We start from the raw sequence: 14,142 nt of genomic DNA, 5'->3' as shown, positions 1-14,142 counted from the left end.
GGTCGGTGCCAGGGTCCGGTGACGCTCGGTGCCAGGGGTCGAGGAGGTGGCCGGATACTGTTCCCTCAGAGATACCGACCGCTTAGTATGTCGCTGGCGAGGGGCCGGAGCGCCCTCCGCCCCGCCCGCATTTCCAAGGTCTGTGGAGGCACCAGGTGAAGGCATGGCGCGTACACGCGAACGGCGAGCCGCGTGCGGTGATGCGGCTGGAAGAGGTGCCGGATCCGCAGGCGGGACCCGGGCAGCTGCTGCTGCGCGTACGGGCCGCCAACATCAACTTCCCGGACGCACTGCTGTGCCGCGGCCAGTACCAGGTGCGGCCGCCGCTGCCGTTCACCCCGGGCGTGGAGATCTGCGGCGAGATCCTGGCCGTGGGGGAGGGCGCGGCCGGTGAGATCGGCGCGCGAGTGCTCGCCCAGCCCCCGCTGCCCGACGGCGGCTTCGCCGAGCTCGCGGTCGTCGACGCGGCGACCGTACGCCCGGCCCCGGAAGCGCTGGACGACGCCGAGGCCGCGGCGCTGCACATCGGCTACCAGACCGGATGGTTCGGACTGCACCGGCGGGCCTGTTTGCAGGCGGGGGAGACGCTGCTGGTGCACGCCGCGGCCGGGGGTGTCGGCAGCGCCGCCGTCCAGCTCGGCAAGGCGGCCGGCGCGCACGTCATCGGCGTCGTCGGCGGCGAGGACAAGGCCCGGATCGCCCGCGGACTGGGGTGTGACGTCGTCCTCGACCGGCGCTCCGACGACATCATCGCGGGCGTGAAGGAGGCCACCGGCGGCCGCGGCGCGGATGTCGTCTACGACCCGGTGGGCGGCGACGCGTACGCCAAGTCCGTCAAGTGCATCGCTTTCGAGGGCCGGATCGTCGTTGTCGGCTTCGCGGGCGGGGCCATTCCCACCCCCGCACTCAACCACGCGCTGGTGAAGAACTACGCGATCCTGGGCCTGCATTGGGGCCTCTACAACACCAAGGACCCGGCCTCCGTCGACGCCTGCCATGAAGAGCTCACCAAGCTCGCCGAGCAAGGTGAGATCAAGCCGCTCATCGGGGGACGGGTCCCGCTGGAGTCGGCCGCCGACGCCGTACAGCGGGTCGCCGACGGTACGTCCGTCGGCCGCCTCGTCGTAGTCCCCGGAATGGAGGAGGCGCGATGACCGACGCCGCTGACCTGCGGCGACGCGCCGCCGAGCTGCTCGCCGCGCATCCGCCCGCCGACACCGGGCCGCTGGACTTCCTGCGCGCCCGTTTCGACGCCGGACTCGCCTGGATCCACTTCCCGAAGGGACTCGGCGGGCTGGACGCGCCGCGCGCCCTGCAAACGGTCGTGGACGCCGAACTGGCAGCCGCCGGCGCCCCCGACAACAACCCCGGACGCATCGGCATCGGCCTCGGCATGGCCGCGCCGACCATCCTGCGGTACGGCACCGACGAGCAGAAGCAGCGCTTTCTCCGCCCCCTGTGGACCGGTGAGGAGGTGTGGTGCCAGCTGTTCAGCGAGCCCGGCGCCGGCTCCGACCTCGCGGCGCTGTCCACCCGCGCGGTACGCGACGATGGGGGAGACGAGGGCTGGGTGGTGGACGGCCAGAAGGTCTGGACGTCCAGCGCGCACCAGGCCCGCTGGGCGATCCTCATCGCCCGCACCGATCCCGACCTGCCCAAACACCGTGGCATCAGCTACTTCGTGTGCGATATGACCGACCCTGGCGTCGACGTCAGGCCGCTGCGCCAGATCACCGGCGAGGCCGAGTTCAACGAGGTCTTCCTGACCGGCGTCGCGATCCCCGACGCGCACCGCCTCGGCGAGGTCGGCGAGGGCTGGCGGGTCGCCCAGACCACGCTGATGAACGAGCGGGTCGCCATCGGCGGCGCCCGCATCCCCCGCGAGGGCGGCATGATCGGCGTGGCCGCCGAGGACTGGCGCGCGCGCCCCGAACTGCGCACCCACGATCTGCACCAGCGGCTGCTGAAGCTGTGGGTGGACGCCGAGGTCGCCCGGCTCACCGGTGAGCGGCTGCGCCAGCAGCTCACCAAGGGCCAGCCAGGACCGGAGGGTTCGGGCATGAAGCTGGCCTTCGCCCGGCTCGCCCAGGAGATCAGCGGCTGGGAGGTGGAGTTCCTCGCCGAGGACGGCCTGACGTACGACGACTGGACGCTGCGCCGTCCCGAAGGCGTCGACTTCACCGGCCGCGAGGCCGGCTACCGCTATCTGCGCGCCAAGGGGAACTCCATCGAGGGAGGCACCTCGGAAGTGCTGCTCAACATCGTCGCCGAACGTGTGCTGGGGCTGCCGCCCGAGCCGCGCACCGACAAGGACGTCGCGTGGAAGGACCTCCCCCGATGACCGACGGGACACCCCTGCAGAGCGCCGCCCCGGCGCCCGACCGCGATCCCGAGCCCGATCTCTTGTACTCCGAGGACGAGGAGGCGCTGCGCGACGCCGTACGGTCGCTGCTCGCCGACCGCAGCGATCCGGCCACTGTGGTCGCCGGCCTGGAGTCGGACGTCCCCTATGACGCCGGCCTGTGGCGCGCGCTCGCCACGGACATCGGCGGCGCCGGGCTGCTGGTCCCGGAGAAGCTCGGCGGGCAGGGCGCGAGCGCCCGCGAAGCCGCCGTCGTCCTGGAGGAACTGGGCCGCTGTGTCGCCCCCGTCCCCTATCTGACCAGCGCCGTCGTCGCGGTGACCGCGCTGCTCGGCTGCGACCCGGCAGACGCGGAGGTCGCGGCGCTGCTCGGTGCGCTCGCCGGGGGCCGGGCGGTCGGCGCGCTCGCGCTCCCGCTGGCCACCGCACCGGGCGGGGCGCCCGACGGGCAGGCGCCCGGGTCCGTACGCGCAGACCGGTCCGTACGGGCCGACGCTGACGGCGCGCTGACCGGCCGGGTGACCTCGGTAGCGGACGCGGCCGCCGCCGAGATCCTGCTCGTGCCGGCGCAGGGGCCGGACGGCCCGGCCCTCTACGCGGTCGAGGCGGCAGCGGACGGCGTACGCACGGACACCGTCATCCCCCTGGACCTCACCCGCCCCCTCGGCCACCTCACCTTCGACGGCGCCCACGGCCGCCTCCTGGCCACCGGGGACCGCGCCCGTGCCGCCATCGAACGCGCCCTCCTGACCGGTGCCGGGCTGCTTGCTTCGGAACAGCTCGGGGTGGCTGAATGGTGCCTGGCCGAAACCGTTCGCTACACGGCGGAACGCACCCAGTTCGGCCGCCCCGTCGGATCGTTCCAGGCGCTCAAACACCGTATGGCCGCCCTCTGGCTGGATATCGCCTCGGCCCGCGCGGCCGCCCGCAATGCCGCGGACGCGCTGGCCACGGACAGTCCCGACGCCGCGGTGGCGGTGGCCGTCGCCCAGGCGTACTGCGCCCCGGTCGCGGTACGTGCCGCTGAGGAATGCGTCCAACTGCACGGCGGCATCGGCATGACGTGGGAACACCCGGCCCATCTGTTCCTCAAGCGGGCGAAGAGCGACGAGATCGCCCTCGGCACGCCGGGGCGGCACCGGGACGCGCTGGCGGGTCTTGTGGGGCTGAGCGCGCCGTAGGGCGGACCGCCCGGACCGGCCGGAGTCCTCTCCCACCAGCCGGCGACGGCTCAACCCGTCAGCCGGTCATCCGGTCAACCGGTGACGGCGAAGGTCTTGCCGAAGCAGTGGGCCTCGCCGTCACCGGTGGTCACCCTCGCCGCCCGCCGGAGCCCGTCGCCTGTACGGGATAGCGGTGGATGTCCGGAAATGCGTCCGTTCGGGTAGCGTCGTATGCATGAACACCGCAACCCGTCGTGCGCTGATCGGACCAGTACTGCTCCTGGTGGCCGCCATGCTGGCGCTGGTCACCGCGTTGGCACCCGGTGCCCGTGCCGCCGGCGGTCTCGACGAGGCCGCGGCAGCCCTGAAGCAGGGCCCGGTCTACGTCGATCCCCGGGCTGCGGACCAGTTCTCCTCGGCCGAGGCGGAGGCGCTGGCCAAGAAGATCAAGGACGCCGACAAGCCGGTCTTCGTCGCGGTACTGCCGCAGGCACCCGAGTACCAGCCCCAGACGCTGCTCCGCGACCTGCGCACCAAGGTCGGCATCAGCGGTGTCTACGCCGTGGAGCTCGGCAAGGGCTTCAACGCCGGCGCCGACCCCAGGGTGATGTCGAACAACTCCGTCCAGAACCTCGTCGGAGCGGTGAAGCGCTCCCAGTACCCGACGGTCAGTGAACGTCTGAACAGCTTCGTCGACTCGGCCGACGGACAGGCCAGGGGCCACGCTCCCGCCGCCTGGGACGCGGGCGACAGCGGGTTCGACGCCGGCACGGCGATCGGCGTCGGCGCGCTGGTCGTCATCGGTGGCGGCGGCGCGTACGCCATCGCCCGCCGCAACCGCAAGCGGAAGGAAGCGGAGGAGCGCGCCGCGCTGGAGGACCTGCGGGTCGTCGTCGACGAGGACATCACCGCCTTCGGTGAGGAGCTGGACCGGCTCGACTTCAGCCCCGGCGAACCCGGCGCCGACGACGCGATGCGCGCGGACTACAGCCGTGCGCTGGACTCGTACGAGAAGGCCAAGTCGGCGATGGCGGCGGCGGAGCACCCCGGCGACGTCCAGGCCGTGACCGAGGCCCTGGAGGACGGCCGGTTCTCGCTCGCCACGCTCGCCGCCCGGCGCACCGGCGAGCCGCTGCCCGAACGCCGGCTGCCCTGCTTCTTCGACCCGCGGCACGGCCCGTCCGTCGTCGACGTCCGGTGGGCGCCGGCCGGCGGCGCCGAGCGCACCGTACCGGTCTGCGCCGCGGACAAGAGCCGCCTCGACGAGGGCCTGGAGCCGATGGCCCGTACGGTCAGAACCGCGACCGGCGACCGCCCGTACTGGGAAGCGGGCCCGGCGTACGGCCCCTGGGCCGGCGGCTACTTCGGCGGCGGCCTGCTCCCCGGCCTCCTCATCGGCACCATGCTCGGCAACATGATGATGTCCTCCCACGCGTACGGCGCCGACTACGGCGGCGCCGGTGGTGACGCCTCCGGCTCCGACTTCAACTCTGACGACTTCGGCGGCGGCTTCGGAGACGGCGGCGGCTTCGGGGACGGCGGCGGCTTCGGCGGCGGGGACTTCGGCGGGGGCTTCTGAGCCGCTGGGGCTGTCGCCCGGGTCCGGATTCTCGCGTTCCGTAGTGCCCTGGTCATGGTGATGGTCATGCCGTCACAGTGCGCACTGCGCACTGCGCTCACGGGCACCGACCGCCCGCTTGGCGCCCAGGAAGCGCGCGTAGCGCGGACGCGCCGCGAAGTCGGCATAGGTCCATACGACCGGGCGGCCGGCCTCCCGGCACAGGTGCAGGATCTGGTCCGGGCCCAGGTGGACGCCCACATGCGCGCCGTACCCCGGAGGGCGGCCTTCGGCCGGGCCGCCGTCGAAAAGCACCAGGTCCAGCGGCTGCGGCCGGTCGGTGTGCCGGGTCGCCTCTGCGTCCGCCCATAGTTCCGCCGAGCGCAACGGCGGGATCAGCAGGCCGAAGTGACGGAGCACGGCGTAGGCGTAGCGCTGGCAGTTCGCGCCCTCGGCCAGGCTGCTGTCCGGGCATTCAGGTGCCCCCGCTCCCGGATGGCGGGCGCCCGAGTAGGGGACGTTGCGGAGCGTCTCCGGGAGGTCGCGGAGGGCGTACGGCCCGTCCCGGCGCGGGACTTGGCGGTTGGTGTCGGACGTCACCGGGCCATGATGCACGGGGATCTCATCATGCCGCACGGATCGACGTCGAGGAGGCTCGACAGGCCGGATCCGACGTGTTCTCGACACCGCGAGGAGATCCCCGATGGAACGCCGCTTTCGCAAGGCAGCTCTCTGGAGCGCGACCGTGGTCGCCGTCCTGGCGACGACCAGCCCGCTCAGCCCGGCGCGCGCCGTGCCGCAGCCTGATGACCCGACGCCCCAGCCCTCACCGCGCGGCATGCTCGACGCGATGCGCCGCGACCTCGGACTGACCCCGGACCAGGCGCGTACCCGGCTGGCGCAGGAGGCCGAGGCGCAGCGTACGGCCCTAGCCGTACGCCGGGTGCTCAGCAGACCACCCGCAGGAATGTGGTTCGACAAGGCGACCGGAAAGCTCGTCGTCGCGGTCACCCGCGCCGATGACGCACAGCGGGTACGGGCCGCCGGGGCGACGCCCAAGACCGTCGCGCACAGCCGGGCCCAGCTCGCCATGCTGGTGCGGCGGATCGCGAACCGGGCCGGCGAAGGCGTGCCGGGCATCACCGGCTGGGGCGTGGACGACCGCACCAACGGGGTCGTCGTCCGAGTCAACCGTAAGGCCCGCACCGGTGAGACCGATGCCTTCGAGCGCGCCGTACGCGAACTCGGCGCGCGCTCGCGCATCCCCGTGCGCATCGAGGAGAGCGACCAGACGCCGCGCCAGCAGGGCGGGAGGGTCGTCGGCGGCGAGAAGTGGGCGTTCGGGACCGAAGGCATCTGCTCCATCGGTTTCTCGGTGACCGGACCGGACCGGTACAGGGGGTTTCTGACGGCGGGCCACTGCACCAAACACGCGGATCAGCCCGCGTACGGCAAGGACGGCAGCCGCATGGGCATCTCCAACCATGGCGGGGACGGCAGTGTGAACGGACGAGAGGGCGACTTCGGGCTGGTCGCAGTGGACGGGGCGGACTGGGCCCTGACCCCGCAAGTGATGGCTGAGGGCGGCGCCCCGGTCACCGTCACCGGCTCGCAGGAAGGCATGGAGGGGATGTCCGTCTGCCACTCCGGGGAGGCCACCGGCTGGCACTGCGGCGAGATCACCCGGACCGACCAGACCGTGGACTACGGCGTTGCCGTCATCGAGGGCCTGTCGTACACCGATGCCTGCTCGGCGCCCGGGGATTCGGGCGGTTCGTACGTGACCCAGCTCAGCCGGCCGAAGGCCGTCGGGACGCATTCGGGCGGCGGCACCCACACCTGCGGCAGTGGCTCCGGCGACACCATCACCATCTTCCAGCCGATCGGCGAGGCCTTGCAGAAGTGGGATCTGACGCTGATGACGGCGGGCTCGTCGTGACGGGCAGGCCCTGAGAGGTACGCCGTGACAGGTGTGCCGTAACGGGAATGCCAGGCTTGTTGCCGTGCTCCACCCCCGGTCCACGGGCGCCCGCCGTCGGTCGCCAGGAAATAACCCCCGGCCGTTGATCGTTGGTGCCTACGATGTGTGAAGCCAGCGGCCGGTGAGGTCCGGCGCGTCCGCCCGGGGGCCGGTGCATACGGGGAGCGGGAGAGATCGTGGCAGAGGCAGTGGGTACGGCAGCCGGGGTGGACACGGCGGAGTCGTTCGCCGTCGGAATCACCGTGCGCGGCTATGAGACGGACACGCAGGGGCATCTCAACCAGAGCGTCTATCTGCAGTACGCCGAGCACGCCCGCTGGTCGCTGCTGCAGGCGTGCGGCATACGGCAGAGCGCCATGGTGGACAAGCGCGTCGGCCCGGTGACGATCGAGACGACCATCCGCTACCTACGGGAGCTGCGGGCCGGTGACGAGGTCGAGGTGACCTGCGGGTTCGTCTGGGGCGCGGGGAAGACGTTCCGGATCGAGCAGACCGTCCGCAAGCTGGACGGGACGGTGGCCGCCGAGGTGTCCGCCGTCGGCGGGATGCTGGACCTCACCGAGCGCAAGCTGCTCAAGGACCCGCGTGAGGTCTTCCGGGATCTGGCCGACGACCCCTCGCTGCTCGGCCTCGACGCCGACTGAACCCGCGGCCGGACCCGGCGAACGCCAGCCCCTACCCCCGCCCCGGCACCACCATCACCTCCGTGCCGCCCGCCCGCATCGCTCGTACCTGCTCAGCCGGCAGCCCGTCGTCGACGATCAGCAGATCGAAGTCGGTCAGCGGCGCGAGCGCGTACAGCCCGTCCTTGGTGAACTTGGTGTGGTCCGCGACCAGTACGCTGCGCGCCGCGCTCTCCATCATTGCCCGCTTGACCTGCACTGTTTCCGGCGATGTGTGATAGCAGCGGCCGTTGGTGACGGCCGTGGTGGACATGAACAGGACATCGGCGCGAAAGGCCCGTACCGCGTCCGCGGTGTGCAGTCCCATGAACGCGTCGTATGCGGGGAAGTACGCGCCGCCCAGCGTGATGAGGGAGATGCCCGGCTCCTTCGCCAGTGTCGTGATCGCCGGAAGGGAGTTGGTGATCACGGTCAGGGGGGTGTGCTCGGTGGCCTCGTGCGCCAGCAGCAGACAGGTCGTGCTGTCGTCGAGCAGCACCGTCTGCCCGGGGACCAGCAGCGTCGCGGCGGCCCGCGCCAGCAGCTGCTTGGTCTGCGCCATGGTGGCCATGCGTTCCGCGACGCTGCCGTGGAACTGCGCCGACGGCAGCCCCGTCGCCCCGCCGCGCACCTTGCGCAGCCAGCCCTGCGCCTGAAGGGCGTCCAGGTCGCGGTGCGCGGTCATCAGGCTGATGCCGAATTCCTCGGCGAGGTCCGCGGTGCGGACGAAACCGCGGGCGATGACGGTGTCGCGTATACGGCGCCGCCGTTCCTCCTGAGCCTCGACCCGGTCCATCGCGCCGCTCCTCCGGTGTCCGTCGGTGTCCGTGCCCCGTGTGTCGCGCGGCACGGCGTGTGAATTCGCCGCGTTATGTTCGCATGGATTTAACGTAGCGCGCGCAGCGGGTACGGCGTCCACGAGCGGCAGCGGCGCGATGCAACATGGCAGGTCGCCGCCCCCATGCGAAGATTTCCGGCCACCATTGACTCCCCTTTTGGCCAGGCGGTTCGCTCACTCCATCCATCCCGCCTGCCGCCGCCGAAAGGGGAGTTTCGATGACGAACCTTCCTCCGCGTTCGCTGATCACACGCCTGGGCATTCCACCGACCCTTGCCTGGGGCTACCTCGGGCTCCTCCTCTTCATGATCGGAGACGGGGTCGAGTCCGGTTATCTCTCCCCGTATCTCATCGACCAGGGCATCTCGGAGTCCCGGGTCGCGCTGCTGTTCACCGTCTACGGGGTCGCGGCCGCCATCGCCGCCTGGCTCTCCGGAGTGCTGTCCGACCTCTGGGGCCCGCGCCGCGTCATGTGGGCCGGGCTGGGCATCTGGGGCGTCTTCCAGTTGCTCTTCCTCGTCGCGGCCCTCCCCGCGACCAGCTATCCACTGATGATGCTCGGCTACGGCCTGCGAGGCCTCGGGTATCCGCTGTTCGCCTACGGGTTCCTGGTCTGGATCGCCGGAGTGGCGCCACGCGCACGGCTCAGCACGGCCATGGGCTGGTTCTGGTTCGCCTTCACCGGCGGGCTGCCCACGCTCGGCTCGCTGGTCGCCAGCGGGCTCATCCCGCACATCGGCGCCTACGCCACGCTGTGGGCCGCGCTGGTGCTGGTGGCCGCGGGCGGCCTGATCGCCCTGCTGCTCGTCCGTGACGGGCGGGGTGACAAGTGGCCGCGGGCCGGCGGTGAGGGGCAGCAGTCCGACGGCGAGGGACCGCTCGCCACGCTCCTCGGCAGCGTCACGATCCTGTGGCGCAACCCCCGGGTCGGCATCGGGTCGCTCGTACGCGTCATCAACACGGCCTCGCAGTTCGGCTTCTTCGTGATCATGCCGATCCACTTCACCAAGACCGTCGGCTTCAGCCTCACCCAGTGGCTGCACCTGCTCAGCGCGATGTTCGCGACGAACATCTTCGCCAACCTGCTGTGCGGAGTGATCGGCGACCGGCTCGGCTGGCGCCACACCATCGCCTGGGTCGGCGGCGCCGGCTGCACCCTCAGCACCCTGCTGCTCTTCTACGTCCCGGAGGCGGCGGGCGCCAACTTCCCGCTGGCCCTTGCGGTAGCCGCCTTCTACGGCGCTACGCTGGCGGGATACGTCCCGGTATCAGCGCTGATGCCCTCACTGGAGCCGAAGCACAAGGGACAGGCGCTCGCCGCGCTCAACCTGGGCGCGGGCGCCAGCACCTTCGTCGGCCCCGCCGTCGTCGCGGCCTTCGTCGGGCCGCTCGGCGTCGAAGGCGTCGTGTGGATCTTCGCGGGGATGTACGCGGTGAGCACCGTGCTGGCCCTCTTCCTGAAGCTGCCGGACGATGCAGGTAGGGCGGCAGATGCTGCAGCGCCGGCGGACGCGGACGCAGCCGGTGCCGATGGCCGGCCGGGCACCACGTCCACCGCCTCGGCCCCGGCGTGAAAGGACCCCACTGATGTCCGTACTGACCATTGATGTCGGCACCACGATGATCAAGTCGGTGGTCTTCGACGACCAGGGCACCGAGATCGCGGTGTCCCGCCAGGCCACCGATGTCCTCCGGCCGCACCCCGGCTGGGCGGAACAGGACATGGACGCCGTGTGGAACGCCGTCGTCTTCACCGTCCGTAACGTCCTGTCGGAGCTGACCGACCCGGTATGGCTGGTCTCCTTCACCGCCCAGGGGGACGGCGCCTGGCTCGTCGACGACCGCGGCCGTCCCACCGGGCCGGCGATCCTGTGGTCCGACGGCCGGGCCGGTGACCAGCTCACGGCCTGGCAGCGCGAGGGCGTCCTTGACGCGGCCTTCCGCCGCAACGGCTCGCTGACCTGCACCGGTATGCCCAACGCCCTGTTCAGCTGGCTCGCCGCCCACGACCCGGACCGGCTGGCGCGCTCCACCACCTCGCTCACCGCCGCCGGCTGGCTCTTCCTCCGCCTCACCGGCGTCCGTGCGACCGATGAATCCGATGCCTCCGCCCCGTTCCTCGACCACCGCACCGGCGACTACGACCCGCAGATCCTCGACCTCTTCGGCCTGAGCGCGTACCGACGGCTGCTGCCGACCGTCCTGGGGGAGGAGGAGCGGATCGCCGAGATCACTCCCGAGGCCTCGGGGCAGCTCGGGCTGCCGGCCGGGCTGCCCGTCGTGATGGCCCCGTACGACATCGCCTCCACGGCCCGCGGTGTCGGCGTGGTCAACCCCGGCCAGGCCTGCAGCATCCTCGGCACCACCCTGTGCACCGAGATCGTCCGCACCGACGTCGACACCAGCGGCGAACCGTCCGGCATCAATATCGCCTACCGCGGCCGCGAGCGGGTGCTGCGCGCCTTCCCGACCCTCAACGGCGCCGAGGTGCTCGGCTGGGCCGCGCACACGCTGGGGTTGGCCGGGCCGCCGGAGCTGGCCCAGCTGGCGTTCCGGTCGGAGCCGGGCGCCCACGGGCTGATGTTCCTGCCGTATCTCTCCCCGGCGGGCGAACGCGCGCCGTTCCTCGACCCGCGCGCCCGTGGCTCCTTCTGGGGCCTGTCCCTGGAGCACACGCGCGCCGACATGGCCCGTGCCGTCTTCGACGGGCTCTCGCTGGTCCTGCGCGACTCGCTGGCCGCCGCCCGTACGGACATCACCGAGCTCCGGCTGTGCGGTGGCGGCGCCAACAGCGACGCGTGGTGCGCGCTGATCGCCGATGCGACCGGGGTGCCGACCGCCCGCGCCGGAGACACCGAACTCGGCGCCAAGGGGGCGTTCCTCACCGGCCTGGTCCGCTCCGGCGCGGAGAGCAGCATGCACAGCGCCGCCACCAAGTACGTCCGGATGCGGAGCAGTTGGGAACCGGATGCGGAGCGCGCGGAGTTCTACTCGGCGCTCTACGAGGACTTCCTCGGCTGGCGGACGATCGCCCGCGAGGCCGGCTGGCGGGGCGGCGCGGTCTGGCGGGGGAGTAGGGGGTGTCGTCAAACTCCCGCCCGGCCCGCGACGCCTGGCACGCCCGCTCGCGGCGTTGTCGGGATCGTCCCGGTACACCCAGTACCGGTACGACCCTCCGCCTTGCGATCGGACGCACCAGACGCCGCGGGCCCCGCCCTACGGGCGGACGACGGGAGTTTGACGACACCCCCTAGACCCGGCGCGGCCTCCGGGCCGCCGCCCGCGGACGACGGCATACCCCGGCAGGGCGCGGACGCGGTGCTCCCGGCCGCCGGCACCACTCGTCCGGCCGTCGGCGTCCGCCCGACCAGCGACACCACCGTCACCACCGGCCCCCGCGCCCCCACCGCCCCTGGAGGCACCCGTGTCTGACCCGCACACCCCCAGCCGCACCCCCACCCTCGACGGCACCTGGCTCGGTCTCGACCTCGGTACCCAGAGCGCCCGTTGCGTCGCCGTCGACGGCACCGGCCAGGTCCTCGCCTCCGCCTCCCGCCCGCTGACCAGCCGCCGCCAGGGCAAGTGCCACGAGCAGGACCCGGAGGAGTGGTGGACCGCGCTGGCCGGTGCCTGCCAGGAAGCCCTGCACGGCATCGACACCCGGCGGATCCGCGGACTGGCCGTCGACGGCACCTCCGGGACGATCCTCCTCGCCGACGCCGCCGGCACCCCGCTCACCCCGGGCCTGATGTACGACGACGGGCGCGCCGCCGACCAGGCCGCGGCCGTCAACGAAGCCGGGGCGGCGGTCTGGCAGGAGCTGGGTTACCGCACCATGCAGCCGTCCTGGGCGCTGCCCAAACTCCGCTGGCTCCTCGACCACGAACCCGCCGCAACCCACCGCGGAGACCGGCTGCTGCACCAAGTCGACCTGATCACCTGGCGGCTGGCCGGACACCAGGTCCCGAGCGACGCCAGCCACGCCCTCAAGACCGGCTACCACCTGGTCGAGGAGGGCTGGCCGCACAAGGTGATGGCCGAACTCGGCGTATCCGAAAGCCTGTTGCCCGATGTCGTGCGACCGGGCAGCGTGCTGGGCACCGTATGCGCCGACGCCGCCGAGGCCACCGGCATCCCGGAGGGCACCACCATCGTCGCCGGGATGACCGACGGCTGCGCCGCCCAGATCGGCGCCGGAGCCCTCGCCCCGGGCGCCTGGAACTCCGTACTCGGCACCACCCTCGTCTTCAAGGGCAGCAGCCCCCACCTCGTCCGCGACCCGGCGGGCGTCGTGTACTGCCACCGCGGGCCGGACGGCAACTGGCTGCCGGGCGGCGCCTCCAGCAGCGGCGCGGGGGTGATCTCCCAGTACTTCCACAGCGAGAACCTGGATGTGCTCACCGAGCAGGCCGAGACCCTGGACCCGGACGCGGTCGCCTACCCCCTGGTCTCCACCGGCGGCGAACGCTTCCCCTTCCGCGCACCCGAAGCCGAACCCTTCATCCTGGGACAACTCCCCACCCGCGCCGCCGAGTTCCATGCCTATCTGCTCGGCGTCGCTTGCCTTGAACGGCTCTGCTTCGACTACCTCGACCACATAGGCGCCCCCGTCGACGGACCGCTCACCCTCACCGGCGGCGGCACCCGCAACGCCTACTGGAGCCAGCTGCGCGCCGATGTACTCGGACGCACCGTACGCCTCCCGGAACAGGCCGAGGGCGCCATCGGCATGGCCGTACTCGCCGCCACGTCCTCCGGAACGGGGCTCCAGGAAGCGGCCGCAGCCATGGTCCGGATCGCCGATGAGCTGCACCCAGCCCCGGACCGAACCGCCCGCTACCTCCCCGTCTACCTCCGCTTCATCGACGAACTCACCCGCCGCGGCTGGCTCGACCAGACCGTGGCCGACCACGCCCGCAGGAGGGCTACGCAGTGACCGACTTCATCCTCGTACGCCACGGCGAGACCGTGTGGCATGCGGAGAACCGCTATGCCGGCCGCACCGATGTGCCCCTCACCGACCTCGGCCGTGAGCAGGCCGCGACACTCGCCGGCTGGGCCACCAGCGCGGGCATCACCGCCATCTGGAGCTCGCCGCTCTCCCGCGCCCGGCTCACCGCCGGCCCCGCCGCCGACGCCTGCGGCCTCACCCCACGCGTGGACGAGCGCCTCTACGAGCTGGACTTCGGCCAGGGCGAGGGGCTGACCAGGGACGAGATGCGGCACCGCTTCCCGCAGCAGCTGGACGACTTTCTCGCCGACCCGGTCGAGCATCATCTCCCCGGCGGCGAAGACCCGCGCCGGGCCGCCGGACGCGCTGCCGCCTGCCTGGCCGATATCGCCCGCGAGCAGCCGCAGGGCCGGGTCCTCCTGGTCGCCCACTCCACCCTTGTCCGGGTCCTGCTCTGCCATCTGCTGGGCATCCCGCTCGCCGACTACCGCAGGGTCTTCCCCGAGCTCCACAACGGTGCCCTCACCGAGATCCGTGTCCAGAACGGCCGGACCGCGCTCTTGCGCCTGAACACGCCCGCAATGGCCCCCGCCCCGGTCTTCCACTGACCACGTGACCACCTGACCA

At 72.1% G+C, this 14,142-nt stretch carries 12 protein-coding genes; 10 read left to right on the top strand and 2 right to left on the bottom strand.

Annotation, left to right across the window (positions count from 1 at the left end):
* Positions 1-155: 155 nt before the first annotated feature.
* The 4 genes from AB0I10_RS13380 (at position 156) to AB0I10_RS13365 (ending at position 5,104) form a co-directional block, all read left to right on the top strand.
* The gene (locus tag AB0I10_RS13380; RefSeq protein WP_363152555.1) at positions 156-1,154 is read left to right on the top strand and encodes an NADPH:quinone oxidoreductase family protein; all 999 of its coding nucleotides are present in this window, start codon (positions 156-158) and stop codon (positions 1,152-1,154) included.
* Complete coding sequence (locus AB0I10_RS13375; protein WP_363152554.1) at positions 1,151-2,341, top strand: acyl-CoA dehydrogenase family protein; 1,191 nt, start codon at positions 1,151-1,153, stop codon at positions 2,339-2,341. The genes AB0I10_RS13380 and AB0I10_RS13375 overlap by 4 nt, the downstream gene beginning before the upstream one ends.
* Positions 2,338-3,543 carry an acyl-CoA dehydrogenase family protein gene (locus AB0I10_RS13370; RefSeq protein ID WP_363152553.1) on the top strand — a complete coding sequence of 402 codons (1,206 nt, stop codon included), beginning with the start codon at positions 2,338-2,340 and terminating at the stop codon, positions 3,541-3,543. Before AB0I10_RS13375 ends, AB0I10_RS13370 begins: the two co-directional genes overlap by 4 nt.
* Positions 3,544-3,760: 217 nt before the next feature.
* Positions 3,761-5,104, top strand: coding sequence for a hypothetical protein (locus tag AB0I10_RS13365; protein ID WP_363152552.1), 1,344 nt, complete (start codon positions 3,761-3,763; stop codon positions 5,102-5,104).
* Between the two features lie 72 nt (positions 5,105-5,176).
* Here the strand turns inward: AB0I10_RS13365 and AB0I10_RS13360 are convergent, their stop codons facing one another.
* Positions 5,177-5,683 (bottom strand): cell wall hydrolase, encoded by a 507-nt coding sequence (locus tag AB0I10_RS13360; protein ID WP_363152551.1) that lies wholly within the window; start codon positions 5,681-5,683, stop codon positions 5,177-5,179.
* Positions 5,684-5,786: 103 nt separating this feature from the next.
* Here AB0I10_RS13360 and AB0I10_RS13355 point away from each other — a divergent pair, with 103 nt between their 5' ends.
* Both AB0I10_RS13355 and AB0I10_RS13350 read left to right on the top strand, forming a co-directional pair.
* Positions 5,787-7,022: a S1 family peptidase gene (locus tag AB0I10_RS13355; protein WP_363152550.1), complete on the top strand. Its 1,236-nt coding sequence runs from the start codon at positions 5,787-5,789 to the stop codon at positions 7,020-7,022.
* Between the two features lie 218 nt (positions 7,023-7,240).
* Complete coding sequence (locus AB0I10_RS13350; protein ID WP_363152549.1) at positions 7,241-7,708, top strand: acyl-CoA thioesterase; 468 nt, start codon at positions 7,241-7,243, stop codon at positions 7,706-7,708.
* 31 nt (positions 7,709-7,739) lie between these two features.
* On the opposite strand, the gene AB0I10_RS13345 is transcribed toward AB0I10_RS13350, so the two are convergent.
* Positions 7,740-8,522 (bottom strand): DeoR/GlpR family DNA-binding transcription regulator, encoded by a 783-nt coding sequence (locus AB0I10_RS13345; RefSeq protein WP_363152548.1) that lies wholly within the window; start codon positions 8,520-8,522, stop codon positions 7,740-7,742.
* Between the two features lie 260 nt (positions 8,523-8,782).
* Here AB0I10_RS13345 and AB0I10_RS13340 point away from each other — a divergent pair, with 260 nt between their 5' ends.
* Genes AB0I10_RS13340 through AB0I10_RS13325 form a run of 4 tightly spaced genes read left to right on the top strand, consistent with a single transcriptional unit; the run spans position 8,783 to position 14,123 of the window.
* Positions 8,783-10,138: an MFS transporter gene (locus tag AB0I10_RS13340; protein ID WP_363152547.1), complete on the top strand. Its 1,356-nt coding sequence runs from the start codon at positions 8,783-8,785 to the stop codon at positions 10,136-10,138.
* 13 nt (positions 10,139-10,151) lie between these two features.
* Entirely contained in the window at positions 10,152-11,996 is a 1,845-nt protein-coding gene (locus AB0I10_RS13335; protein ID WP_363152546.1) for an FGGY family carbohydrate kinase, read from the top strand.
* Positions 11,989-13,500, top strand: a complete 1,512-nt coding sequence (locus tag AB0I10_RS13330) for an FGGY family carbohydrate kinase (protein WP_363152545.1) — start codon at positions 11,989-11,991, stop codon at positions 13,498-13,500. Before AB0I10_RS13335 ends, AB0I10_RS13330 begins: the two co-directional genes overlap by 8 nt.
* Complete coding sequence (locus AB0I10_RS13325) at positions 13,497-14,123, top strand: histidine phosphatase family protein (RefSeq protein WP_363152544.1); 627 nt, start codon at positions 13,497-13,499, stop codon at positions 14,121-14,123. The genes AB0I10_RS13330 and AB0I10_RS13325 overlap by 4 nt, the downstream gene beginning before the upstream one ends.
* Positions 14,124-14,142 lie beyond the last annotated feature (19 nt).

Source organism: Streptomyces sp. NPDC050636 (assembly GCF_040654775.1).
In the GTDB taxonomy this organism is placed as follows: Bacteria; Actinomycetota; Actinomycetes; order Streptomycetales; family Streptomycetaceae; genus Streptomyces.
This window is presented reverse-complemented; position numbering and strand designations above follow the sequence as displayed.

What these genes read in the sequence shown, in the direction of transcription:
- AB0I10_RS13375 (WP_363152554.1), top strand. Translation starts at nt 1,151, where the DNA reads ATGACCGACGCCGCTGACCTGCGGCGACGCGCCGCCGAGCTGCTCGCC.
- AB0I10_RS13370 (WP_363152553.1), top strand. Translation starts at nt 2,338, where the DNA reads ATGACCGACGGGACACCCCTGCAGAGCGCCGCCCCGGCGCCCGACCGC.
- AB0I10_RS13365 (WP_363152552.1), top strand. Translation starts at nt 3,761, where the DNA reads ATGAACACCGCAACCCGTCGTGCGCTGATCGGACCAGTACTGCTCCTG.
- AB0I10_RS13355 (WP_363152550.1), top strand. Translation starts at nt 5,787, where the DNA reads ATGGAACGCCGCTTTCGCAAGGCAGCTCTCTGGAGCGCGACCGTGGTC.
- AB0I10_RS13345 (WP_363152548.1), bottom strand. Translation starts at nt 8,522, where the DNA reads ATGGACCGGGTCGAGGCTCAGGAGGAACGGCGGCGCCGTATACGCGAC.
- AB0I10_RS13340 (WP_363152547.1), top strand. Translation starts at nt 8,783, where the DNA reads ATGACGAACCTTCCTCCGCGTTCGCTGATCACACGCCTGGGCATTCCA.
- AB0I10_RS13335 (WP_363152546.1), top strand. Translation starts at nt 10,152, where the DNA reads ATGTCCGTACTGACCATTGATGTCGGCACCACGATGATCAAGTCGGTG.